Genomic DNA, 24,232 nt, shown 5'->3' on the forward strand with positions numbered 1-24,232 from the left:
GGTCAGTCCTGCTTGTCGAAGCGGGCCGCCGCGAGGTACTCCGGCTGCGGGTCGAGGGCGGCCGCGAGGCGGAAGTGGCGCCGCGCCTGCTCGGGGCGGGCGCCGCGCTCGTAGGTGCGGGCGAGCGCGAAGTGCGCGAACGCGTTGTCCGGTTCGCGCTCCAGGACGATGCTGAACTCCAGCTCGGCTGCGCGCAGTTGCGCGGCGGCGAAGAACGCGCGGGCGCGCAGCAGCCGGGCCGCCGTGTTCTCGGGATGGGCCGCGATGACCGTGTCGAGCAGCTTCACCGCGCCCCGCGGATCCCGCGCGGCGAGGAGCTGCTCCGCCGCTCGGAAGTCGATGACATGAGTCTCCGGGGTGATTTCGGGCACGCTGGACTCCTTCCCTCACTCCTCCGGGTCAACGCCCGTCGCGGCCGTCCCTATTCCGAAGCGACGGCCCACGGGGCGGACTAGTCCTGCGTACGTGCCCTGCGCTCCAGCTCCGCCCACACCTCGGCGACCCGCTCCTGGAGCCCCTCCAGGGGGCCGTCGTTGTCGATCACGATGTCGGCGATCTCCAGGCGCTTCTCGCGGGTGGCCTGCGCCGCCATCCGCGCGCGGGCGTCGTCCTCGCTCATGCCGCGCAGCCGCACCAGGCGGTCCAGCTGGGTCTCGGGGCTCGCGTCGACGACGACCACCACGTCGTACAGCGGGGCGAGGCCGTTCTCGGTGAGCAGCGGCACGTCGTGGACGACCACCGCGTCGCCGGACGCGGAGCGTTCGAGCTCGGCGGAGCGGGCGCCGACGAGCGGGTGCACGATCGCGTTGAGGGCGGCGAGCTTGTCGGCGTCGGCGAAGACGATCGCGCCGAGCCTCGGGCGGTCCAGCGAGCCGTCCGGGGCCAGAACCTCCCGCCCGAACGCCTCGACGACGGCCGCGAGGCCGGGGGTCCCCGGCTCCACCACCTCACGCGCGATCTTGTCGGCGTCGATCAGGACGGCACCGGACGAGACGAAAAGCCGCGACACTTCACTCTTGCCGGCGCCGATTCCGCCGGTCAGGCCCACCTTCAGCATGACGGGCAGCTTAGGGCCTGCGGGTCACGCGTCGCCCTCCCGCTCGGCGAGGAAGCGTTCGAATTCCCGGCCGATCTCGTCGGCGGAGGGGATGTCCGCCGGTTCGGCGAGCATGTTGCCGCGCTCCTGGGCGCCCGCCGCCGCGTCGTACTGGTGTTCAAGTCCCTGGATCAGCGCGACCAGTTCCTCGTCGCCCTCCTGGATCTGCCGGTCGATCTCGGTCTGGGTGCGGTGCGCCTCGGTGCGCAGTCCGTGGGCCACGCCGGGCAGCACCAGGCCGGTGGCGGCGGTGATCGCCTCCAGGACCGTGAGGGCCGCGTCGGGGTAGGCGGAGCGCGCGATGTAGTGCGGGACGTGCGCGGCGACGCCCAACACGTCGTGGCCCGCCTCCAGGAGGCGGTACTCGACGAGGGACGCGGCGCTGCCCGGTACCTGCGCCTCCTCGAAGGGGCTGCGGTGGCCGGGGACCAGGTCGGTGCGGTTGCCGTGCGGCGTGAGCCCCACGGGGCGGGTGTGCGGCACGCCCATGGGGATGCCGTGGAAGTTCACCGACAGGCGTACGCCGAGGCGCTCCACGATCTGCTGGACGGCGACGGCGAAGCGCTCCCACTCGACGTCCGGCTCCGGCCCGGAGAGCAGCAGGAAGGGCGCGCCCGTGGCGTCCTGCACGAGGCGGACGTCGAGCGTCGGCACCTCGTAGTCGGTCCAGCGGTCGCGTCGGAAGGTGAGCAGCGGGCGGCGGGCGCGGTAGTCGACGAGCCGGTCGTGGTCGAATCTCGCCACCACCTGCCCGGGCAGGCTGTCCGTGAGCCGCTCGACGATCTGCTCGCCGGTCTCACCCGCGTCGATGTATCCGTCGAAGTGGTAGAGCATGACCAGTCCGGCCGACTCCTGGGCGAGCGCCATGTCGACGACGGCGAGGCCCTTCGGCTCCCATGCGTACAAACCCTGCGGATCAAGCACTGTGACCGCTCCTCCTCGTGTTCGTAACGGAGAACGCACGCAGTGCCACGGGCATTCCCGCTTCCTGCCGCGAGCGGTCCGCACTGGTCCATACCTTGACGCGGACATGCCCCGCCCTTACGTTCGCAACGTTCACATGAACACCCTGCGTTCACGTACGAGAACTCCGCTCTCGACGGAAGGTCACCCCCCATGCGCACCCCACGCACGCTTCTCACGGCCCTGCTCACGGCGACGGCCGCCTCCGCGACCCTGACCACGGCCTCGTTCGCGGCAGCCCCCGCGCGGACCATCGAGGTCTCCACCGCCGCCCAGCTCAAGGCGGCGCTCACCGGCGCCTCGCCCGGCGACACGATCCACCTCGCCGACGGGACGTACTCCGGGAACTTCAAGACCTCCGTGGCGGCGAGCGCCGCCTCCCGCATCACGCTGACCGGTTCCGCGAAGGCGGTGCTCACGGCAGGCGGCGGCTACGGGCTGCACCTGAACGGCGCCGCGTACTGGACGGTGAAGGGCATCACCGTGACCGGCGGCCAGAAGGGCATCATGATCGACTCCGCGCGAGGCGTCGTCGTGGACACCGTCACGGTCCACGGCCTCGACATGGAGGGCGTCCACTTCCGCAAGTCGAGCCGCGACGGCGTGATCAGGAATTCACGGATCCACGACACCGGGAACGACGGCCGCGGCATGGGCGAGGGCATCTACGTCGGCACCGCCAACACGCTCTCCGACAAGAGCGACAACGTACAGATCCTCGGGAACACGATCGGCCCGGACGTCGGCGGCGAGGCGATCGACCTCAAGGAGGGCACCACGGGCGGCAAGGTCTCGGGCAACACGTTCGACGGCAGGGGCCTGACCGGCAACCACTACGACGACTCATGGGTCGACGTGAAGGGCAACGACTACGTCATCGAGGACAACACCGGCAAGAACACCCTGAACAACGGCTACGAGACCCACACCCAGCAGCCCGGCTGGGGCTGCGGCACGGTCTTCCGCGGCAACAGGTCCACCCTGACGGGCGCGACGGGCGACAAGCAGCTGGCGATCAACGTGACGAACCACAGCGGCGGCTGCAAGACGACGGTGTACGCGAGCAACACCGTGACCGGCGGCCGGGGCCTGACGAACATCCCGGTGACGCCATAGGGGGCGAGTCCCTCAGGGACGAGCCCCCCGGGGCGCGGGGAACTGCACGACCAGCCAGCCCCCACAGCCCCGCACTGGAACCAGGACGCACAACGGGCCCGCACCCCCGAAGGGATGCGGGCCCGCAGCGTCGTTCAGCTACCGCCTAGGGGCGAGCCTCAGCTCTGGCCGCCGGCCAGCTTCTCGCGGAGCGCGGCAAGCGCCTCGTCCGAAGCCAGGGCGCCGGAGTTGTCGTCCGACTCCGAGGAGTACGAACCGCCGCCGCCACCGGACGCGGCCGGAGCGGCGCCGGCCGGAGCCGCCGCACCCTCGGCCTCGGCCTGGGCGTCGGCCTCGCGGGACTTGATGACCTGAGCCTGGTGCTGCTCGAAGCGCGACTGCGCCTCGGCGTACTGGGTCTCCCAGGCCTCGCGCTGGGTCTCGTAGCCCTCGAGCCAGTCGTTGGTCTCGGGGTCGAAGCCCTCGGGGTAGATGTAGTTGCCCTGGTCGTCGTAGGACGCGGCCATGCCGTACAGGGTCGGGTCGAACTCGACGGCCGACGGGTCGGCGCCGAAGGACTCGTTGGCCTGCTTCAGCGACAGCGAGATCCGGCGACGCTCGAGGTCGATGTCGATGACCTTGACGAAGATCTCGTCGTTGACCTGGACGACCTGCTCCGGGATCTCCACGTGGCGCTCGGCCAGCTCGGAGATGTGGACCAGGCCCTCGATGCCCTCGTCGACGCGCACGAACGCACCGAACGGAACGAGCTTGGTGACCTTACCGGGAACGACCTGCCCGATCTGGTGCGTGCGGGCGAACTGCTGCCACGGGTCTTCCTGCGTCGCCTTGAGCGACAGGGAGACACGCTCGCGGTCCATGTCCACGTCGAGGACCTCGACGGTGACTTCCTGGCCGACCTCGACAACCTCGGAGGGGTGGTCGATGTGCTTCCAGGAAAGCTCGGAGACGTGGACGAGACCGTCGACGCCACCGAGGTCCACGAACGCACCGAAGTTGACGATCGAGGAAACGACGCCGGAGCGGACCTGGCCCTTCTGCAGGGTCGTGAGGAAGGTCTGGCGGACCTCGCTCTGGGTCTGCTCGAGCCAGGCACGGCGGGACAGGACCACGTTGTTGCGGTTCTTGTCCAGCTCGATGATCTTGGCCTCGAGCTCCTTGCCCACGTAGGGCTGGAGGTCGCGGACGCGGCGCATCTCCACGAGGGAGGCCGGCAGGAAGCCACGGAGGCCGATGTCGAGGATGAGACCACCCTTGACGACCTCGATGACGGTACCGGTGACGATCCCGTCCTCTTCCTTGATCTTCTCGATCGTGCCCCAGGCACGCTCGTACTGAGCGCGCTTCTTGGACAGGATCAGACGACCTTCCTTGTCCTCCTTCTGGAGAACCAGGGCCTCGATCTCGTCGCCGACCTTGACGACCTCGTTCGGGTCGACGTCGTGCTTGATCGAGAGCTCGCGGCTCGGGATGACGCCTTCGGTCTTGTAACCGATGTCGAGCAGGACCTCGTCCCGGTCGACCTTCACGATGACGCCGTCGACGATGTCGCCGTCGTTGAAGTACTTGATCGTCTCGTCGATCGCGGCGAGGAAGGCTTCCTCGTTACCGATGTCGTTGACCGCTACCTGCGGGGTGGTGGCGGTGGTCTCGGTGCTGCTCGTCATGTGGGTTAGGGCTCCGGTACGGACATTGAAGTCGTAGGTACTGCAACGCCGGGAGCCGATTTCGCTCTGCAGAAGCCGGACAGCCTAGGAAGCGCGACTTCCGGCAAGGGAAGGCGCCTCGACAACCGAGGGGACATACAACAGACGCGAGCGCAGCCTGCTATGTCTGAGGAGCGCAGGCTCGCAGCGCAACTTGTAGCATACGGGGGCAGCCGGACAGGGTCAATGCGCGAAGGCGCACACCCGGGGCGGAACACCGCATACCCGGCACAAAACCTGTCGCCTGAGGCCACACGGGCCGCACCGCGCCCCCTCTCGACCGGTAATCGACGAGTTCGACGGAAGATTACGACGATGGAGCCGATCATCCAAGAGTCCGGACTGCCCGAGCCCGAAGCCACCCGCCGTACCGCGGACGTCACGGAGAGCAGTCGCGCGAACCGCGGCTGGTGGGACAGGAACGCCGACGACTACCAGGTCGAGCACGGCACGTTCCTCGGGGACGACCGGTTCGTGTGGGGTCCCGAGGGGCTCGACGAGGTGGAGGCGGAACTGCTCGGTCCGCCCGAGGACCTCAAGGGCAAGGACATCCTGGAGATCGGCGCCGGCGCCGCCCAGTGCTCGCGCTGGCTGGTCTCCCAGGGCGCGCGGCCCGTGGCCCTCGACCTCTCGCACCGCCAGCTCCAGCACGCGCTGCGGATCGGCGGGGACGTACCACTGGTGCAGGCCGACGCCGGGGTGCTGCCCTTCAAGGACGGCTCCTTCGACCTCGCCTGCTCCGCCTATGGGGCGCTGCCCTTCGTCGCCGACCCGGTACTGGTCCTCAAGGAGGTGCGCCGCGTGCTGCGCCCCGGCGGCCGCTTCGTGTTCTCCGCGACGCACCCGATCCGCTGGGCCTTCCCCGACGAGCCGGGCCCGGAGGGCCTCACCGTGGCGGCCTCCTACTTCGACCGCACTCCTTATGTGGAGCAGGACGAGCAGGGGAACGCCGTCTACGTGGAGCACCACAGGACGATCGGCGACCGGGTCCGCGACATCGTGGCGGGCGGCTTCCGCCTCGTCGACATCGTCGAGCCGGAGTGGCCCGCCTGGAACACCCAGGAGTGGGGCGGCTGGTCCCCGCTGCGCGGAAACCTGATCCCGGGGACGGCCATCTACGTATGCGTACGAGACTGAGCGGGTGATCCGCGACGCCGCTGCCCTGAACCTGCCCGTACGAGACGCGCTGCCCTCCCTCCGAGCCGCCCTGGAGGGGCCGGGCAGCGCCGTGCTGTGCGCCCCGCCCGGCACGGGCAAGACGACGCTGGTGCCGCTGGCGCTGGCCGGTCTGCTCGACGCCTCGGAGGGCGCACGCCGGGTCGTCGTCGCCGAGCCGCGGCGCATCGCAGCCCGGGCCGCCGCGCGGCGGATGGCGTGGCTGCTCGGCGAGAAGGTGGGCGAGAGCGTCGGCTACACCGTGCGCGGAGAGCGCGTCGTGGGCCCACACGCGCGCGTGGAGGTCGTGACGACGGGTGTGCTGCTTCAGCGGCTGCAACGGGACCAGGAGCTGGCCGGTGTGGACGTCGTCGTCATCGACGAGTGCCACGAACGGCATCTGGACGCGGACACCGTGGCGGCCTTCCTGGTGGACGTGCGGGCGGCGCTGCGCCCCGAGTTGCGGCTGGTGGCCGCGTCCGCGACGACCGACGCGGAGGGGTGGGCGCGGATCCTCGGGGGCGCGCCCGTGGTGGAGGCCCAGGGGATCGCGCATCCCGTGGAGGTGGTGTGGGCGCCGCCCGCGCGGGCGGTGCGGCCGCCGCACGGGATGCGGGTGGATCCGGCGCTGCTGACGCATGTGGCGGCGGTGGTCCGGCGCGCCCTGGCCGAGCGGGACGGGGACGTCCTGTGCTTCCTGCCGGGGGTCGGTGAGATCGCGCGCGTGGCGGGGCAGTTGGGCGGTCTCGGGGACGTGGAGGTGTTGCAGGTCCACGGGCGGGCCCCGGCGGCCGTGCAGGACGCGGTGCTCGCGGGTTCGCCGGAGCGGCGGGTCGTGCTGGCCACGTCCGTCGCCGAGTCGTCGTTGACGGTGCCCGGTGTGCGGGTGGTCGTGGACTCGGGTCTGGCACGCGAGCCGCGGGTCGACCACGCGCGCGGGCTGAGCGCACTGGCGACGGTGCGGGCCTCTCAGGCGGCGGGGCGGCAGCGGGCGGGGCGGGCCGGGCGTGAGGCGCCGGGAGCCGTGTACCGATGCTGGGCGGAGGCCGAGGACGGGCGCCTGGCTCGCTTTCCGGCGCCGGAGATCAAAGTGGCCGACCTCGCCGCGTTCGCCCTCCAGGCAGCCTGCTGGGGCGATCCGGGCGCCTCGGGGCTCGCGCTGCTCGATCCCCCGCCGGGCGGCGCGATGGCGGCGGCGCGGGAGGTCCTGACGGCGGTGGGGGCGGTCGACGCGACGGGGCGGGTGACGGAGCGGGGCACGCGCATGGCGCGGGTGGGCCTGCATCCGCGCCTTGCCCGCGCCCTGCTGGACGCGGCGCCGCTCGTGGGCACCCGGCGGGCCGCGGAGGTGGTGGCGCTGCTGAGCGAGGAGCCGCCGCGGGAGTACGGCGACGACCTCGCCATGGCCTGGCGGATCGCTCGGCGGCGCCAGGACGACGGCTACGTGGTGCGCTGGCGCACGGAGGTGCGGCGCCTGACTTCGGCGGGGGTCCAGGATCACGCGGCGGCGCCCGGCTTCGGAGGCGAGGAGCGGGTCGCCGGGGTGGTCGCCGCCCTGGCGTTTCCCGAACGGGTGGCCCGGGCGGTCGGCGGCGGCACGTACCTCATGGCCAACGGCACCCGCGCCGAGCTGCGTCCCGGCTCCTCGCTGACGGGGGCGGAGTGGATCGCCGTGGCCGTGGCCGACCGCCCTGTCGGCACCGGGCACGCGCGCGTGCTGCTCGGTGCGCAGATCGACGAGGACGGGGCGCGGAGCGCTGCCGCGCCGCTGTGCTCCCAGCGGGACGAGGTGGCCTGGTCCGGTGGGGACCTGGTGGCGCGGCACGTCGAACGCCTCGGGGCCATCGAGCTGGCGGTGCGGCCCTTGAAGGACGTCGACCCCCATCTCGTACGGGAGGCGCTGTTGGCCGGGCTGCGGGAGGAAGGGACCGGGCTGCTGAAGTGGTCGCGGGGGGCGCGGGAACTGCGGGAGCGGCTCGCCTTTGTGCATCGGCATCTGGGGGCGCCGTGGCCCGACGTGTCGGAGGACGCCCTCCACGCGCGCGTGGACGAGTGGCTGGAGCCCGAGCTGTCCAAGGCGCGACGGCGGGCCGACCTCGGCCGCATCGACGCCGGGCAGGCGCTCGGGCGGCTGCTGCCGTGGGCCACGGGTGAGGCCGTGCGTCTGGACGAGTTCGCTCCGGAGCGGCTTGAGGTGCCGAGCGGGTCCAGGATCCGGATCGACTACTCCGATCCCGGGCAGCCCGTCCTCGCGGTGAAACTCCAGGAGATGTTCGGGTTGGCCGAGACCCCTCGGATCGCCGCCGGGCAGGTGCCCGTGGTCGTCCACCTGCTGTCGCCCGCGGGACGTCCCGCCGCCGTCACGGCCGATCTCGCCTCGTTCTGGCGGGAGGGCTACCGCGCGGTGCGGGCGGAGCTGCGCGGCCGTTATCCGAAGCATCCGTGGCCCGAGGACCCGGCGTCGGCCGAGCCGACCCGGTACACCAAGGCGCGCCAGGCCCGGGAGGGCGGGAGCGCCTAGGCGCTGACGGGTTCCGGTTCGGGGCCGGCCGTCGCCGTGGGCCCGGGGCCGCTCCGCCTGCGCCCGCGGGCCTCCAGCCAGAGGGAGAGTGCGAGCAGGAGCAGGCCGAGGCCGAGGAAGCCCCAGGGCAGGTAGGAGGTGAGCAGGAGCACCAGGACGCGCTGGGACTTGACCAGGTCGACAGTGCTCTCGATGTAGTCCTCGCGCATCTTCACGTGCCCGGCGAAGACGGTGACCTTGTCGCGTCCGCCGAGGAGCGTGCCGCCGCGCAGTTCGTTCTTCTGGATCTCCTCGCCGTAGACGGGGGCTCCGGTGACCGGCTCGACCCAGAACTTGCGGACGGTGGTGTACCAGCGGGTGGTGCCGGTCTTGGCGAGGGACTTCGGAGTGATGCCCTTGACCGGCATCGTCTTGGGGAAGGGGACCTCGGTCCAGGGGATGGTCTGTTCGAAGTAGTAGACCTGCACGCCCCGGAAGGTCTGCGTGCCCTTGTAGTGGATGGGCTTGGTGACGCGGGCCTGCGCGTCGAAGTACTCGTAGTCCCGTTTCTCCGTCAGGAAGGGCCACTTGAACTCGATGCCCTGGCGCTTGACCGGGTCCCCGTCGACCGACTCCCCGGTGGCGTGCACCGGTTCCTGGCTGTGGGCGTCGAAGATGTAGCGCTCGGGGACCTTGGAGACCATCTTGCCCTCGGAGTCCTCGATGTAGGAGAGCGCGTCCCAGACGACGACGTCGCGGTCCGCGCTCTTCTCGATCTCCTCGGAGGCCTCCACGTTGCCCTTGAGGGTCTGCACGATGGTGACCTTGTCGACCTTCTCGGCCTTCATCGAGCCGTAGTCGATGAGCGTGGGGTTCTTCGCCTCCAGGACCGCGTCCTGGTACTGGCTCGGCGGGATCTTCGCGAGGCGCGGGAAGGCGTACCAGCGCATGAGCGGGGACATGGCCGTGAAGAACACGGCGAAGGCGAGCAGGACGAGGCTGGCCTTGCGGCGCATCGCGGCGACCCTCCCTACGTCTACGGGTGCTTGGGGCAGTGCGTCTACGGATGCTTGGGGACGGTGGTGAGCAGGGGCTTGGGGGACGTCTCGCCGGACGGGGCGCCGATCGCCGTGATCGCCAGGACCAGGGCGAGCGCGACGGCGAGACCGGTGGCGGCGGCGATGAGGGCACGCATGCGGGGCCTCCCGAGTCGGCCGGTGGTCATTGGCCGTCGGCCGGAACTGATAGAGCGTCAGGTCGGGCACCGTAGCAATGCGGAGGCGAGAGGGGAACAGGTCGCGCAACACGGGACCGCCCCCGCGCCGTTGTCGGCGCGGGGGCGGTCCGGTAGGGCCTGTGGAGGTCCGGTCAAGCGGTCGGAGTGGCAGGGGTGGTGGGAGCGGTCGGCGTGGTCGAGGCCGGCGGGGTGGTGGAAGCCGGCGGGGTGGCCGGATCGGTCGAGGTGGCGGGGGCGGTCACCTTCAGCTCGACGGTGACGGTGGCGCCGCCGACCGTGACGACCCGCAGCAGATACGTGCCCGACGCGTCGTCGGCGTACAGCTTCGGCAGCTTCAACAGGCCGTTGGCATCGGTCTTGAGACCCTTGAGGACTCGGACCGGATTGCCGCTCGTGTCCTTGAAGTAGGGGCCCTTGTCGTTGGGGGTGGCGTCCGTCGCCGACTTGATCAGGGTGGCGGTGGTCGCGACTCCGGCGGCCGCCCGGCCCTTGTACGTGGCCTTGACCTCGACCTGGTCGGCGAACTCCTTGCCCGCCTCGCAGACCAGCGGCTTGTCGCTGGTCCTGGCCAGGGCGTCGGCCTGACGGGCGGTGACCTTCGCGGCGTAGTCGAGGCCCGTCAGCTTGCGCCCCACGACCGTGGCCCGCACGGTGAACTGGCCGGTCTTCTCGCCCGCCTCGAGCACGGGGGCGGTGGCCCTGCCCGCGGCGGTCGTGGTGACGACGACGCTCCGCGCGCCGCCCTCGAAGCGGGCGTCCGTGTCACCGACGACCCGGAACTTCACCTTGACCTTGGCGACGCCGGAGCCCGACTTGGACTCCGTACGCACCTGCACGCGCCCGGCGAAGGCGTCGCCCGCGGTCGCGGCCAGCGTGCCGGTACCGGCGTCCTTCAGGCGCGCGACCTGCTGGGCGGGCGTGGGGGCGGGCTTGTCGTCGCCGTTGCCGGGCTTGTCGTCGTTCCCGGGCTTGCCGCCATTGCCGGGCTTGCCGCCGTTGCCCGGCTTGTCGTTGTTGCGGGGCGGTTCGTACGTGCCCGTCATGTCGCGGTTGCCGTTGCTGCCGGAGCCGCCCGGCGTCAGGCCCGGGTTCCGCGTGCGGTCGTCGCTGCGGTCGTCCGGCAGGACGCCCTTGCCGTCGGGGACCTCGTGCGTGCCGTTGCGGTAGTACTCCAGCCACGACAGGACGGTGTTCAGGTACTCCGTGGAGCGGTTGTAGCTCAGGATCGCCTTGTGCAGGTCGTCCTCGTCGGCCAGGTCGCGGTCGTTCGCGCAGAGGTAGTGGCCGGCGGCGAGCGCCGCGTCGTAGATGTTGTTGGGGTCCTTCTTGCCGTCGTTGTTGCCGTCCTGGCCCGAGGTGGCCCACGTCGACGGGATGAACTGCATGGGGCCGACCGCGCGGTCGTGCGTCGTGTCGCCGTCGAGCACGCCGCGGTCGGTGTCGGTGATCTTCGCGAAGCCGTCGCCGTTCAGGGGCGGGCCGGTGATCGACTTGAGCGTCGTGCCGTTCGCGTCGACGCGGCCTCCCCAGGCGTGGCCCGACTCGACCTTGCCGATGGCGGCGAGCAGCTCCCAGGGGACATTGCACCCGGGCTTGGCGTCGGCGAGCGCGGTCTCGGCCTTCTTGTACGCGTCGAGGACGGTGGCCGGCAGGCCCGCCTCGGCCTCCTTGTCACCGCCGTTGGGCGGGAGGGGGGTGGGGCTCTTGAGGCGTGGCAGATCGGTGTAGTAGGGCGAGTCGCCGGTCGCGGAGTCACCCGACGGCGTGTCCGCCGCTCCCGCCGTGCGATCGCCGCGCGGGACGTCCGTCACGCCCGGGGCCTGCGACGCGGCGAGTGCCGCCACCGCCGCCGCGGCCACCGCGCTGGTCACCGCCCCCCTGCGCAGTCGCCTGCCGAATACCGGCGCCATGACCGAGCCACCCCTCCCCTTTGACGACTGTTGCGCGCCGACCCCACCTCCGTACGCGCTCGTCTTCGTACGCGCGTGCTCCCCAGCAGGGCGGCTCTGGCGACACTACGACAACTTCCCGCGCCCAGGCACCCGTTCGTGCCCGGTTTTTACCAGTTAACCGATACCGCGACAGGGCTGTTACGCCGCGGGGCTCTCCCCCGCCCGGCCGGGCTCCTCCCCGGGCGTCGCGAAGTCGCCCTCGGGCGGGGCCGAACCGTCCGGGACCTCGCTGATCTCGCTCTGCGGGGTGAAGCCCTGGGCGATGGCGCGGCCCTTGTTCAAAGCGCGGTGCACGGCGTACGCGACGCGTTCCACGGTGCGTACTCCGTAGGCCATGGAGGGGTTGCCGTGGCTGAGGACGACGATGCGGTACGTGCGGTCGCCGCCGGTGAACACGCCGACGCTGTGCACGCGCCAGCCGTGCTCGGCCCTCGGCAGCCAGCCGTTCTTGAGATGAGCGCGGATGCCGCGCGGCATGCCGGCGGGCACGCCCCAGCGCTGGTCGCTCTGGACGTCGGCCATCTGCCGCAGCCCGTACGCGCGGGCGCTCGGCTTGAGGACTGCCCGGACATCCGGGGCGCCGGTGAGTACGCCGAGCAGCCACTGCTGGTCGGCGGCCGTGGTGCGCGTCAGGCCCCAATAGCCGTACGGGCCGAGGGTGGTGGCGGTGGTGCCGACGCGGCGTAGGAAGCGGGAGAGGTAGGGGTGACCGAGGTTGCGCCAGAGCCGTGCGGCCGCGTCGTTGTCGGAGCGGGTGATCATGGGGCGGATCCGCCGGTGCTCCCAGGCGGTGAGGCCTCGGCCCCACTCCTGTGCGCGGCGCAGCGCCGCCTGCATCATCAGGACCTTGGTGAGGCTCGCCGCGTCGTAACGGCGCAGGCTCGCGAGTTCGCAGACGAGGCCGGTGTGGGTGTCGTGTACGGAGACGGAGACCTGGCCGGACCTGGACGACAGCGCCGCCCGGATGTCCTCGGACACCCGGGCGGCGAGGGTACGGTCGCGGTCGGCCGTGCAGAGGGCCGCGCCCTGCCGGTCGCTGGCATCGGCGGCGGCCGCGGGTATGGGGCTCAGCAGGGCCGTGGTGAGCGCCGCGGCGAGCAGGGAGCGGCGGCGGGCTCGTAGGTGAGGGGCCATGGGGTCATCCTGGCCCCGGGGTCGCTCGGGGGGCGCGGGGGCGGGGGCCACGTGGGTGAGGGGGCCTGCGGGGTTGTGCGGGCGGGGCGTTGGTTACTGCGGGGTGGGGCGTCGTTCTTCGCTGCGGGCCCGGTGGGGGCTTGTCGCGCAGTTCCCCGCGCCCCTTACGGGGCTCCAGCGAGCGCCCCTGTAAGGGGCGCGGGGAACTGCGCGGCCGGCCCCCTCCGGGGCCGCAGAAGACAGGCGCCCCCGGAGGCTAATGCGCGGCCGATTCCCAGTTCGGGCCCACGCCCACCGAGACATCCAGCGGCGCCCGGAGGGCCACCGCGCCGGCCATCTCGCGGCGGACCAGCTCCTCCACCTTCGCGCGCTCGCCCGGAGCGATCTCCAGGACGATTTCGTCGTGGACCTGCAGCAGCATGCGGGAGTCGAGCTCCGCCTCGGTGAGCGCGCGGTGCACGTTCAGCATGGCGATCTTGACGATGTCCGCGGCCGTGCCCTGGATCGGGGCGTTCAGCGCCATCCGCTCGGCCATCTCACGGCGCTGACGGTTGTCGCTGTTGAGGTCCGGCAGATACCGCCGGCGGCCCAGCATCGTCTCCGTGTACCCCGTGGCCCGCGCCTCGTCGACCGCGCGGCGCAGATAGTCCCGCACCCCGCCGAACCGCTCGAAGTACGTGTCCATCAGGGCACGCGCCTCACCCGCGTCGATGTTCAGCTGCTGGGAGAGGCCGAACGCCGACAGGCCGTACGCCAAGCCGTACGACATGGCCTTGATCTTGCGCCGCATCTCCGCGTCGACCTTCGAGCGGTCCACGGAGAACACCTGCGAGGCGACGGTGGTGTGCAGGTCCTCACCGGAGGTGAACGCCTCAAGGAGGCCCTCGTCCTCGGAGAGGTGCGCCATCACGCGCAGCTCGATCTGGCTGTAGTCCGCCGTCATCAGCGACTCGAAGCCCTCGCCCACCACGAAGCCGCGGCGGATCGCGCGCCCCTCGTCCGTGCGGACCGGGATGTTCTGGAGGTTGGGCTCCGTCGAGGAGAGACGGCCCGTCGCGGCCACCGTCTGGTTGAACGTGGTGTGGATGCGGCCGTCCGCGGCGATCGACTTGATCAGCCCCTCGACGGTGACGCGCAGCTTCGCCTGCTCGCGGTGGCGGAGCATGATGACCGGCAGTTCGTTCTCCGTCTGGGCGGCCAGCCAGGCCAGCGCGTCCGCGTCCGTGGTGTAGCCGGTCTTGGTCTTCTTCGTCTTGGGGAGGTTCAGCTCACCGAAGAGGACTTCCTGGAGCTGCTTGGGCGAGCCGAGGTTGAACTCGTGGCCCGCCGCGGCGTGCGCCTCCTTCACCGCCTGCTGCACGGCGCCCGCGAACTGCTGCTCCATCGCCTCCAGATGGGCGCGGTCGGCCGCGATGCCGTGCCGCTCAAGGCGGGCCAGGAGCGTGGACGTGGGCAGCTCGACGTCCTGCATCAGGTCGCTCGCGCCGACCTCCCGCAGCTTCTCGCCGAAGGCGGTGCCGAGGTCCAGGACGGTGCGGGCCTGCGACATCAGGAAGTCCGCCTCGGCCCGCTCGTCCTCCTCCGTGCCGAAGGCGAGCTGTCCGTCGGCGGCGGAGGCGGGCGCCAGCTCACGGCCCAGGTACTCCAGGGAGAGGGCGTCCAGGGCGAAGGAGCGGCGCCCCGGCTTGACGAGATAGGCGGCCAGGGCGGTGTCCATGGTGACGCCCGCCACCGACCAGCCGTGCTCGGGGAAGACGCGCATGACCGCCTTGGCGTTGTGCATCACCTTCGGCTTGGCGGGGTCGGCGATCCAGGCCGCGAACGCGTTCTCATCGGCCTCGTCCAGCGTCGCCGGGTCGAACCAGGCGGCCGCTCCCCCGGCCGCGGCGAGCGCGACCTCGGTGACGGTGCCCGAACCGAGCTGCCAGGTGTCGACCGTGGCGACACCGAGGACCGCCTTGCCGTGCTCGGCCAGCCAGGGGGCGAGCTCACCCGCGCCGAGGACCGCGCCGTCCAGCTCGACGCCGGGCGCGACGGGGGTCTGCTCGGCCTCCTCGGCGCCCGGGTCGACGGCCAGGAGACGCTCGCGCAGCGAGGGGTTACGGATCTCCAGGGTGTCCAGGACCATGGCGAGCGCCGTGCGGTCGTACGGAGCGCGCTCCAGGTCGGCGACCGTCTTCGGCAGCTCGACGTCGCGCACCATCTCGGTCAGGCGGCGGTTGAGCTTGACCGCCTCCAGGTGGTCGCGGAAGTTCTGCCCGGCCTTGCCCTTGACCTCCTCGGCACGCTCGACGAGGTCGGCGAACGAACCGAACTGGTTGATCCACTTCGCGGCGGTCTTCTCGCCGACACCGGGGATGCCCGGGAGGTTGTCCGACGGGTCGCCGCGCAGCGCCGCGAAGTCGGGGTACTGGCTGGGCGTGAGGCCGTACTTCTCCGCGACCTTCTCCGGGGTGAAGCGGGTCAGCTCCGAGACGCCCTTGGTCGGGTAGAGCACCGTGACGTGGTCGGTGATCAGCTGGAAGGAGTCGCGGTCGCCGGTGACGATCAGCACTTCAAAGCCGGCCGCCTCGGCCTGGGTGGCGAGCGTCGCGATGACGTCGTCCGCCTCGAAGCCGTCCACGGCGAAGCGCACCGCGTGCATCGCGTCGAGCATCTCGCCGATCAGCTCGACCTGGCCCTTGAACTCGTCCGGGGTCTTGGAGCGGTTCGCCTTGTAGTCGGGGAACTCCTGGGAGCGCCACGTCTTGCGCGAGACGTCGAAGGCCACTGCGAAGTGCGTGGGCGCCTCGTCACGCAGGGTGTTCGCCAGCATCGACGCGAAGCCGTAGATCGCGTTCGTCGGCTGGCCCGTCGCGGTCGTGAAATTCTCCGCGGGCAGCGCGAAGAACGCCCGGTACGCCAGGGAGTGCCCGTCCATGAGGAGCAGGCGCGGGCGCTGCTCGCCGCCCGCCTTCGGGGCCTTGGCCGCCACGGTCTCGGACTTCTTCTTCGATGCTGTTTCTGCCACGTCCCCGATCCTGCCACGCCCCACTGACAGTCCGGTCCCGCCCGCCCCCTCGGCCGGGCGTTGTCACCGGCGCGTGGGAGGATCGATGACGTAGCTCACGTAGGTGCTCGAAGGGGAGCCGACCATGGCAAGCAAGCCGCCCAAGGGCGATCCGGTCCAGGACGCGCCGCAGGTCGAGCAGGCGCAGCACGCCGCCGCCGGGCTGCCCGCCATCGGCCACACGCTGCGGGTCGCGCAGCGGCAGATGGGCGTGCGCCGCACCGCCCTGACCCTGCTGCGCGTCAATCAGAAGGACGGCTTCGACTGCCCCGGCTGCGCCTGGCCCGAGCCCGAGCACCGGCACAAGGCGGAGTTCTGTGAGAACGGCGCGAAGGCGGTCGCCGAGGAGGCCACGCTGCGCCGCGTGACCCCCGCCTTCTTCGCCGCGCACCCCGTGGCCGACCTCGCGACCCGCAGTGGGTACTGGCTGGGGCAGCAGGGCCGCCTCACCCACCCCATGTACCTGGCGGAGGGCGCCGAGCGGTACGAGCCCGTCTCCTGGGAGCGCGCCTTCGACATCGTCGCCGAGGAGCTGGCGGCCCTCGACGGCCCCGACGAGGCCGTCTTCTACACCTCGGGCCGCACCAGCAACGAAGCGGCTTTCCTCTACCAGCTGTTCGCCCGCGAGCTGGGCACGAACAACCTGCCCGACTGCTCCAACATGTGCCACGAGTCGTCCGGCTCCGCGCTGACGGAGACGATCGGCATCGGCAAGGGCAGCGTCCTGCTGGAGGACGTCTACAAGTCGGATCTGATCATCGTCGCCGGGCAGAACCCGGGCACGAACCACCCGCGCATGCTCTCCGCCCTGGAGAAGGCCAAGCACAACGGCGCGAGGATCATCACGGTCAATCCGCTGCCCGAAGCGGGCATGGAGCGCTTCAAGAACCCCCAGACCCCGCAGGGCATGCTCAAGGGCACCGCCCTCACCGACCTCTTCCTCCAGATCCGCCTCGGCGGCGACCAGGCCCTCTTCCGCCTCCTGAACAAGCTGATCCTTGAGACCGAGGGCGCGGTCGACGAGGAGTTCGTACGCGAACACACCCATGGGTACGAGGACTTCGTCGCCGCCGCGCGGGAAGCCGACTGGGACGAGACCCTGAAGGCCACCGGCCTGGACCGCGCACGCATCGAGGAAGCCCTCGCCATGGTGCTCGCCTCCCGGCGCACCGTCGTGTGCTGGGCGATGGGCCTGACCCAGCACAAGCACTCCGTGCCCACGATCCGCGAGGTCGTCAACTTCCTTCTGCTGCGCGGCAACATCGGCCGCCCCGGCGCGGGCGTCTGCCCCGTGCGCGGCCACTCCAACGTGCAGGGCGACCGCACGATGGGCATCTTCGAGCGGCCCGCGCCCGCCTTCCTCGACGCCCTGGAGAAGGAGTTCGGCTTCGCGCCGCCCCGCCACCACGGCCTGGACGTGGTCCGCGCGATCCGCGCGCTGCGGGACGGCGAGGCGAAGGTCTTCTTCGCCATGGGCGGCAACTTCGTGTCGGCCTCCCCCGACACCGAGGTCACCGAGGCGGCGATGCGCAAGGCCCGCCTGACGGTGCACGTCTCCACGAAGCTGAACCGCTCGCACACCGTCACGGGCGCGCGCGCCCTGATCCTGCCGACGCTCGGCCGTACCGAACGCGACCTCCAGGCGGGCGCCGAGCAGTTCGTGACCGTCGAGGACTCCATGGGCATGGTGCACGCCTCACGCGGCCGCCTGGAACCCGCGAGCGACCAGCTGCTCTCCGAACCCGCCATCGTGTGCCGGCTGGCCCGGCGCGTCCTCGGCCCCGCGTCCCGTACGCCCTGGGAGGAGTTCGAGAAGGACTACGCCACCGTGCGCGACCGCATCGCGCGCGTGATCCCCGGCTTCGAGGACTTCAACGCGCGCGTGGCGCACCCCGGCGGCTTCGCCCTGCCACACGCCCCGCGCGACGAGCGCCGCTTCCCCACCGCCACCGGCAAGGCCAACTTCACGGCCGCCCCCGTCGAGTACCCGGCCCTCCCCGAGGGCCGCCTGCTGCTCCAGACGCTGCGCTCCCACGACCAGTACAACACCACCATCTACGGCCTGGACGACCGCTACCGCGGCATCAAGAACGGGCGCCGCGTCGTCCTGGTCAACCCCGAGGACGCCGGGGAGCTGGGTCTCGCCGACGGGGCGTACGCGGACCTGGTCAGCGAGTGGCGGGACGGTGTGGAGCGCCGGGCGCCCGGCTTCCGGATCGTGCACTACCCGACGGCCCGCGGCTGCGCCGCCGCGTACTACCCGGAGACCAACGTCCTGGTGCCGCTGGACGCCACCGCCGACACCAGCAACACCCCTGCCAGCAAGTCCGTCGTCGTACGCCTGGAACAATCGTCGCTCGACTGAGCGTTTGCTCAGCGACAGCGCAAGTGATGCGTGTGACGACGGACGAACGAACGGAGCCGGGCCCCATGGGTGAGCAGCACAGCGTGAAGTTCCCGCAGGAGGTCATCGACGAGTACGCCGCGCTCGGTATCGATCTGGCCGCCCTGTTCTCCGCGGGGCACCTCGGCACCCGCATGGGCGTGCAGATACGGGAGGCCTCGGCGGAGCGCGTCGTCGGCACCATGCCGGTCGAGGGCAACACCCAGCCGTACGGCCTGCTGCACGGCGGCGCGTCCGCGGTGCTCGCCGAGACCCTCGGTTCCATCGGCGCGATGCTGCACGGCGGCGTCGGCAAGCTCGCCGTCGGCGTCGACCTGAACTGCACGCACCACCGCGGTGCCCGCTCCGGCCTGGTCACGGGCGTGGCGACGCCGGTGCACCGGGGCCGCTCCACGGCCACGTACGAGATCGCGGTCAGCGACGAGGAGGGCAGGCGGGTGTGCAGCGCGCGCCTGACGTGCATGTTGCGGGACGCCCCCGCGGGCGGCGCGGACGGCGCGACCGGCTGACCCGGCGACGGGCGGGGCGCACACGCGTCACGAGGGCGGGCGCACGCGCACTGTCGGAGCGTGCGGCTCCGGACTAGCGTCGGCGCATGAGGCACCGGATACGGCACCGGAGACAGCGCCGGAGACGGCTCTGTGCGCTCGCCCTCCCGCTCCCCCTCCCACCGGCCGTCGGCACCGGCTGCGGCTGCGGGTCGAACGGGCAGCACCAGACCCTGCGCGACATCGGTGAGGCGCACGAGCGTCGCGCCGCACGCCACCGTGACGGCGAGCCGACCGGCGGGCCCCGGGCGTGAACGCCATCGGCCCGGTCGAGCCGGGCGAGGACACCTACGGGCGTGAAAACACCCATGGCCGGAAAGCCGCCGCCCCCAGGGCTGCCTGGCGAGCCCCCCGCCGCCACCACCGCACCACCCTCGCCGCCGCCGCGGCCGTGCTCCTCGGCGCGGCCGGGCTGATCCTCCACCTCACCCGCCCCGAGCCGCCGCCCGCGCCGCCCCCGCCCTGGCCGTCGCAGAGTGTGGCGGTGACGTACACCGGCGAGATGTCGCGTCCGCGGGCCGGGGAGCGGAACTTCACCTTCGCCGTCACCGTCACCCACGAGGCCGGACCCCCGGTGTCCGTCCGACGGGTCGCCCAGCCCTCGGCGGCGCTTTCGGTGCGCGTATCCCCCGCCACCCCATTCACGGTGAAATCGGGAACACCCCGGAAGTTGATCATCACGATGCACATTCGCGAATGCGGAGAAGTGCCACGGAATGCCGGACTCCCTTTCTTGGAAGTAACACTGCGTAATGCGCGCGCAAACGAGCGGCAGAGTTACATCCTGGGTCCGGAATACGCGAATGATCTTTCCGGAGCACTGACCGCCGCATGCCCACGAACACGCGTGTCATGAGCCAAATACCCTTACGCTCCTGCCGGTTGTCCTGGAGATTCTCAGCATGTGGATGCGTCGAGATCCCCCGAACAAGGTCACATTCGGCCTCAACCGCCCCCTGCGTTCCAGCCCGGAATACTCCGTGGCATAACAAGAGCGTCACAGCCTTGGTCTGACCACTCCACCTGGAACAAAGGCGCCCTTAGAGTCACGGCCAGTCACCGCGCCCACCGGATTCCCGTCAGTTCGGTTCCGCGCTCGACTCGGCATCCCAACAAGGGACGGCCGTGCCAGGGGAAAGGACTGATCGTGCGTCAACGTTCGCTCATAGCCATCACCGCTGCACTCACCGCGGGGGCTCTCACCCTCACCGCCTGTGGCTCGCGCGACGACAAGGACAAGGGAAGCGCCGACGGCGGCGACACCACCGTGGTCATCGGCGTCGACGCGCCGCTGACCGGTGACCTCTCCGCGCTGGGCCTCGGCATCCGCAACTCCGTCGACCTCGCCGTCAAGCAGGCCAACGACAAGAACTACGTCGACGGCATCACCTTCAAGATGCAGGCAGCCGACGACCAGGGACAGCCCTCCTCCGGCCAGACCAACGCCACCAAGTTCGTCGCCAACAAGGAACTCCTCGGCGCCGTCGGCCCCCTGAACTCCTCCGTCGGCGAGTCCATGCAGAAGGTCTTCGACGACGCCAAACTCGTCCAGGTCTCCCCCGCCAACACCAACCCGGCCATGACCCAGGGCCCGGACTGGAACGGCGGCAAGAAGGTGCGCCCCTACAAGGCCTACTTCCGTACGGCCACCACCGACGCCATCCAGGGCCCCTTCGCGGCGCAGTACCTGTACAACAAGGCCAAGAAGAAGAAGGTCTTCGTCATCGACGACAAGAAGACCTACGGCGCGGGCCTCGCCGCCACCTTCAAGGCCGAGTTCACCAAGCTCGGCGGCAAGGTCGCGGGCACCGAGCACGTCAACCCCGACACCAAGGACTTCGGCGCCGTCGCCACCAAGATCCGCAACTCGGACGCCGACGTCGTCTACTACGGCGGCGAGTACCCGGCCGCCGGCCCCCTGAGCAAGCAGATGAAGAAGGCCGGAGCCAAGATCCCGCTCGTCGGCGGCGACGGCCTCTACAGCGCCGACTACATCAAGCTCGCCGGCAAGGACGGCAAGGGCGACTACGCCACCTCCGTCGGCCAGCCCGTCGAACAGCTGCCCTCCGCCAAGGAGTTCATCGCCAACTACAAGAAGGCCGGCTACAAGGAGGCCTACGAGGCCTACGGCGGCTACTCCTACGACTCCGCCTGGGCGATCATCGAGGCCGTCAAGAAGGTCGTCGAGGACAACGACGGCGAACTGCCCTCCGACGCCCGAGCCAAGATCGTCGACGCCATGCAGGACGTCTCCTTCGACGGCGTGACCGGCAAGGTCTCCTTCGACGAATACGGCGACGCCACGAACAAGCAGCTCACGGTCTACCAGGTCAAGGACACCACCGACCCGGCCAAGGGCTGGCAGCCCGTCGAGTCCGGCACCTACACCGGCTGACCCACCACCGCAGCACGACACCACCGCGCACGACACCACCGCGCGGGGCGCTGCCCGACAGCGCCCCGCGCGGCGTCACATCCGCCACGGTGACATCCCGGCCGGCACAGCGATGCCGTGTCCGTCGCGTCCGTCGCGTCCGTCGTATCCGTCGCATCCGACACCCGTCGCTCGAAAGACTCGGAGGACCTGCGGTGCACGAACTGCCGCAACAGCTGGTCAACGGCCTGCTACTGGGATCCATGTACGGCCTGATCGCCATCGGCTACACAATGGTCTACGGCATCGTCCAGCTCATCAACTTCGCCCACGGCGAGATCTTCATGGTCGGCGGCTTCGGCGCCCTCACCGTCTGGCTCTGGCTCCCCGGCGGCACCACCATGTGGGCGGCCGTCCCCCTCATGATCATCGGCGCCGTCATCGTCTCCACGACCGTCGCGATCGGAGCCGAACGCTTCGCCTACCGGCCCCTGCGCGGCGCACCACGGCTCGCCCCACTCATCACCGCCATCGGCCTCTCCCTCGCCCTCCAGCAAGCGGTCTGGGCCTGGTACCCCAGCGCCAAGTCGTCCCGCACCTTCCCCGAGATCCCCGGCGACTCCATCCACATCGGCAGCGTCACCATCCAGCCCGGCGACCTCTTCCTCGTCGTCGCCGCCCCCATCTGCATGTTCGCCCTCGGCTGGTTCGTGATGAAGACCCGCGTCGGCCGCGGCATGCAAGCCACCGCCCAAGACCCCGACACCGCCAAACTCATGGGCGTCAACACCGACCGCGTCATCGTCGTCGCCTTCGCCCTCGGAGCCGCCTTCGCCGGCATCGCCGCCATCGCCTACGGCTTCCGCTACGGCGAAGTCAACTTCCGCATGGGCTTCCTCTGGGGCCTCAAAGCCTTCACCGCCGCCGTCCTCGGCGGCATCGGCAACATCTACGGCGCCATGATCGGCGGACTGGTCCTCGGCGTCGCCGAAGCCATGGCAACCGCCTACATGAACGACATCCCCGGCATGGACAAGCTCGGCGGCCAGTCCTGGGCCGATGTCTGGGCGTTCGTACTCCTCATCGTCGTCCTCCTCGTCAGGCCACAAGGCCTCCTCGGCGAGCGCGTCGCGGACAGGGCGTGACAACCATGACCACACACACCACGGCGGCCGACAACTCCCGCCCGCGCGAAGAAGACGCCCCCACGGGCCTCCTCCCCATCCCCACCGGCCCGGCCCGCGCCATGGCCACCGGCGGCGGCGCACTCACCATCGTCTCCGCCTTCCTCGCCTGGACCTGGACCGCCACCTTCCCCGGCGACCTCACCTACTACGGCTACCCCGGCGGCCTGCAATGGCTCGTCCTCATCACCGGCACCCTCACCACCCTCCTCGGCCTCGCCTCCTACGGCATCAAAGGCATACGCGCCATCGCCCCCGGCAACGCCGACGCCGCCCTCAAATACGCGGCACTCGCCGCCTTCGCCACCGCCTGGTACACGATCCTCGCGATCAGCGTCCAACTCGGCGGACTCGCCAACCTCGAACCCGGCGGCTGGATCACCGCCATCGCCACCCTCACCGCCCTCACCGGCGCCCTGGCCCTGCCCTTCCAACGGCCACAGACCTACCCCGTCGACCCCGAGGACACCGGCTGGGAACAGTTCAAACACCGCCTGCGCAACGGCCTGACCACCGTCAAGGGAGCCTTCGCCGCCGAAGGACCCCCCGCCCCGCGCAAACTCCCCGGATACGCCGAGATCCTGATCATCGTCGCCGCGCTCGCCACCGGCCTGCTCGTCTTCACCTACGGCATCGGCACCGAATACGACGAACTCTTCATCGGCTTCCTCATCTCGGTCGCCTTCGGCTTCGCCGCACTCTCCAAAGCCGGCCTCGTCGCCCACGTCTCCGTCTACACCGCACGCCACCGCAACGTCACCCTCATCGGCGCGTTCCTCGCCGCGGCCGCCTTCCCCTTCACCCAGAACGACGACCAATACGCCACCATCGGCGTCTACATCCTCATCTTCGCCACCGTCGCACTCGGCCTGAACATCGTCGTCGGCCTCGCAGGCCTCCTCGACCTCGGATACGTCGCCTTCCTCGGCGTCGGCGCCTACGCCGCATCCATGGTCTCCGGATCCCCCTCCTCACCCTTCGACATCCACCTCCCCTTCTGGGGAGCCATCCTCGTCGGCGCCGCCGCCTCACTCGTCTTCGGCGTCCTCATCGGCGCCCCCACCCTGCGACTGCGCGGCGACTACCTCGCCATCGTCACCCTCGGCTTCGGAGAAATCTTCCGCATCGTCGCCATGAACTCCGACGGCGCCTCCGGACCCGACATCACCAACGGCTCCAACGGCATCTCCTCCATCCCCAACCTGAAGATCCTCGGCTTCGACTTCGGCCTGGAACACAGCATCGGCGGCTTCACCATCGGCCGCTTCGCCAACTACTTCTTCCTGATGCTGCTCATCACCCTCGTCGTCGTCCTCGTCTTCCGGCGCAGCGGCGACTCCCGCATCGGCCGCGCCTGGGTCGCCATCCGCGAGGACGAGACCGCCGCACTGGCCATGGGCATCAACGGCTTCCGCGTCAAACTCATCGCCTTCGCACTCGGCGCCTCCCTCGCAGGCCTCGCCGGCACCGTCCAGGCACACGTCACCTACACCGTCACACCCGAGCAGTACCAATTCGCCAACACCGTGCCACCCAACTCCGCCTTCCTCCTCGCCGCCGTCGTCCTCGGCGGCATGGGCACCATCAGCGGACCCCTCGTCGGCGCGGCACTCCTCTACCTCATCCCCAACAAACTCGCCTTCCTCGGCGACTACCAGCTCTTCGCCTTCGGCCTCGCCCTCGCACTCCTCATGCGCTTCCGCCCCGAAGGCCTCATCCCCAACCGCCGCCGCCAACTCGAATTCCACGAAGCCGAACTCGACCCCGGCGAGACACCACCGCCCACCGTCCTGAGCAAGACAGGGGCCTGACCC

At 70.7% G+C, this 24,232-nt stretch carries 18 protein-coding genes; 9 read left to right on the forward strand and 9 right to left on the reverse strand.

Annotated elements, in window-relative coordinates:
- Positions 1-2: 2 nt before the first annotated feature.
- From KKZ08_RS09555 to KKZ08_RS09565, 3 genes are all read right to left on the reverse strand, one after another.
- Positions 3-371 carry a tetratricopeptide repeat protein gene (locus tag KKZ08_RS09555; protein ID WP_223774037.1) on the reverse strand — a complete coding sequence of 123 codons (369 nt, stop codon included), beginning with the start codon at positions 369-371 and terminating at the stop codon, positions 3-5.
- Positions 372-451: 80 nt separating this feature from the next.
- Positions 452-1,057, reverse strand: coding sequence for a dephospho-CoA kinase (gene coaE / locus KKZ08_RS09560; protein ID WP_223774038.1), 606 nt, complete (start codon positions 1,055-1,057; stop codon positions 452-454).
- 24 nt (positions 1,058-1,081) lie between these two features.
- The gene (locus tag KKZ08_RS09565) at positions 1,082-2,020 is read right to left on the reverse strand and encodes a PAC2 family protein (RefSeq protein ID WP_223774039.1); all 939 of its coding nucleotides are present in this window, start codon (positions 2,018-2,020) and stop codon (positions 1,082-1,084) included.
- A 192-nt stretch (positions 2,021-2,212) separates the two neighbouring features.
- Between KKZ08_RS09565 and KKZ08_RS09570 the strand changes: the two genes are divergently transcribed.
- On the forward strand, positions 2,213-3,175 hold the full coding sequence (locus KKZ08_RS09570; RefSeq protein ID WP_223774040.1) for a right-handed parallel beta-helix repeat-containing protein: 963 nt from the start codon (positions 2,213-2,215) through the stop codon (positions 3,173-3,175).
- Between the two features lie 158 nt (positions 3,176-3,333).
- Here KKZ08_RS09570 and rpsA read toward each other — a convergent pair whose 3' ends face one another.
- Positions 3,334-4,842 (reverse strand): 30S ribosomal protein S1, encoded by a 1,509-nt coding sequence (gene rpsA / locus KKZ08_RS09575; RefSeq protein WP_223774041.1) that lies wholly within the window; start codon positions 4,840-4,842, stop codon positions 3,334-3,336.
- A gap of 354 nt (positions 4,843-5,196) precedes the next feature.
- On the opposite strand from rpsA, the gene KKZ08_RS09580 reads away from it, so the two are divergent.
- A complete protein-coding gene (locus tag KKZ08_RS09580) occupies positions 5,197-6,018 on the forward strand; it encodes a class I SAM-dependent methyltransferase (RefSeq protein ID WP_223774042.1) in 822 nt (273 codons plus the stop codon).
- 4 nt (positions 6,019-6,022) lie between these two features.
- The gene (gene hrpB, locus KKZ08_RS09585; RefSeq protein WP_223774043.1) at positions 6,023-8,557 is read left to right on the forward strand and encodes an ATP-dependent helicase HrpB; all 2,535 of its coding nucleotides are present in this window, start codon (positions 6,023-6,025) and stop codon (positions 8,555-8,557) included.
- Here the strand turns inward: hrpB and KKZ08_RS09590 are convergent.
- The 5 genes from KKZ08_RS09590 to polA all read right to left on the reverse strand — a co-directional run bounded on the left by KKZ08_RS09590 (position 8,554) and on the right by polA (position 15,869).
- Positions 8,554-9,552 carry a DUF3068 domain-containing protein gene (locus KKZ08_RS09590; protein WP_223774044.1) on the reverse strand — a complete coding sequence of 333 codons (999 nt, stop codon included), beginning with the start codon at positions 9,550-9,552 and terminating at the stop codon, positions 8,554-8,556. The genes hrpB and KKZ08_RS09590 overlap by 4 nt on opposite strands.
- Positions 9,553-9,596: 44 nt before the next feature.
- Positions 9,597-9,731, reverse strand: coding sequence for an SPW_0924 family protein (locus KKZ08_RS09595; protein WP_223774045.1), 135 nt, complete (start codon positions 9,729-9,731; stop codon positions 9,597-9,599).
- A 173-nt stretch (positions 9,732-9,904) separates the two neighbouring features.
- Positions 9,905-11,683 (reverse strand): lytic transglycosylase domain-containing protein, encoded by a 1,779-nt coding sequence (locus tag KKZ08_RS09600; protein ID WP_223774046.1) that lies wholly within the window; start codon positions 11,681-11,683, stop codon positions 9,905-9,907.
- A gap of 180 nt (positions 11,684-11,863) precedes the next feature.
- Complete coding sequence (locus KKZ08_RS09605; protein WP_223774047.1) at positions 11,864-12,859, reverse strand: serine hydrolase; 996 nt, start codon at positions 12,857-12,859, stop codon at positions 11,864-11,866.
- Between the two features lie 256 nt (positions 12,860-13,115).
- A complete protein-coding gene (gene polA, locus KKZ08_RS09610; RefSeq protein ID WP_223774048.1) occupies positions 13,116-15,869 on the reverse strand; it encodes a DNA polymerase I in 2,754 nt (917 codons plus the stop codon).
- 124 nt (positions 15,870-15,993) lie between these two features.
- Here polA and KKZ08_RS09615 point away from each other — a divergent pair, with 124 nt between their 5' ends.
- The 6 genes from KKZ08_RS09615 (at position 15,994) to KKZ08_RS09640 (ending at position 24,229) form a co-directional block, all read left to right on the forward strand.
- Positions 15,994-18,273: an FdhF/YdeP family oxidoreductase gene (locus tag KKZ08_RS09615; RefSeq protein ID WP_223774049.1), complete on the forward strand. Its 2,280-nt coding sequence runs from the start codon at positions 15,994-15,996 to the stop codon at positions 18,271-18,273.
- A 65-nt stretch (positions 18,274-18,338) separates the two neighbouring features.
- Entirely contained in the window at positions 18,339-18,821 is a 483-nt protein-coding gene (locus KKZ08_RS09620) for a hotdog fold thioesterase (protein WP_223774050.1), read from the forward strand.
- Positions 18,822-19,110: 289 nt separating this feature from the next.
- On the forward strand, positions 19,111-19,716 hold the full coding sequence (locus tag KKZ08_RS09625; protein ID WP_223774051.1) for a Tat pathway signal sequence domain protein: 606 nt from the start codon (positions 19,111-19,113) through the stop codon (positions 19,714-19,716).
- A 291-nt stretch (positions 19,717-20,007) separates the two neighbouring features.
- Entirely contained in the window at positions 20,008-21,255 is a 1,248-nt protein-coding gene (locus KKZ08_RS09630) for a branched-chain amino acid ABC transporter substrate-binding protein (protein WP_223774052.1), read from the forward strand.
- 194 nt (positions 21,256-21,449) lie between these two features.
- Positions 21,450-22,379 carry a branched-chain amino acid ABC transporter permease gene (locus KKZ08_RS09635; protein ID WP_223774053.1) on the forward strand — a complete coding sequence of 310 codons (930 nt, stop codon included), beginning with the start codon at positions 21,450-21,452 and terminating at the stop codon, positions 22,377-22,379.
- 5 nt (positions 22,380-22,384) lie between these two features.
- Positions 22,385-24,229 (forward strand): branched-chain amino acid ABC transporter permease, encoded by a 1,845-nt coding sequence (locus tag KKZ08_RS09640; RefSeq protein WP_223774054.1) that lies wholly within the window; start codon positions 22,385-22,387, stop codon positions 24,227-24,229.
- Positions 24,230-24,232: the final 3 nt, after the last annotated feature.

This window comes from Streptomyces sp. 135 (genome assembly GCF_020026305.1).
GTDB lineage: Bacteria > Actinomycetota > Actinomycetes > Streptomycetales > Streptomycetaceae > Streptomyces.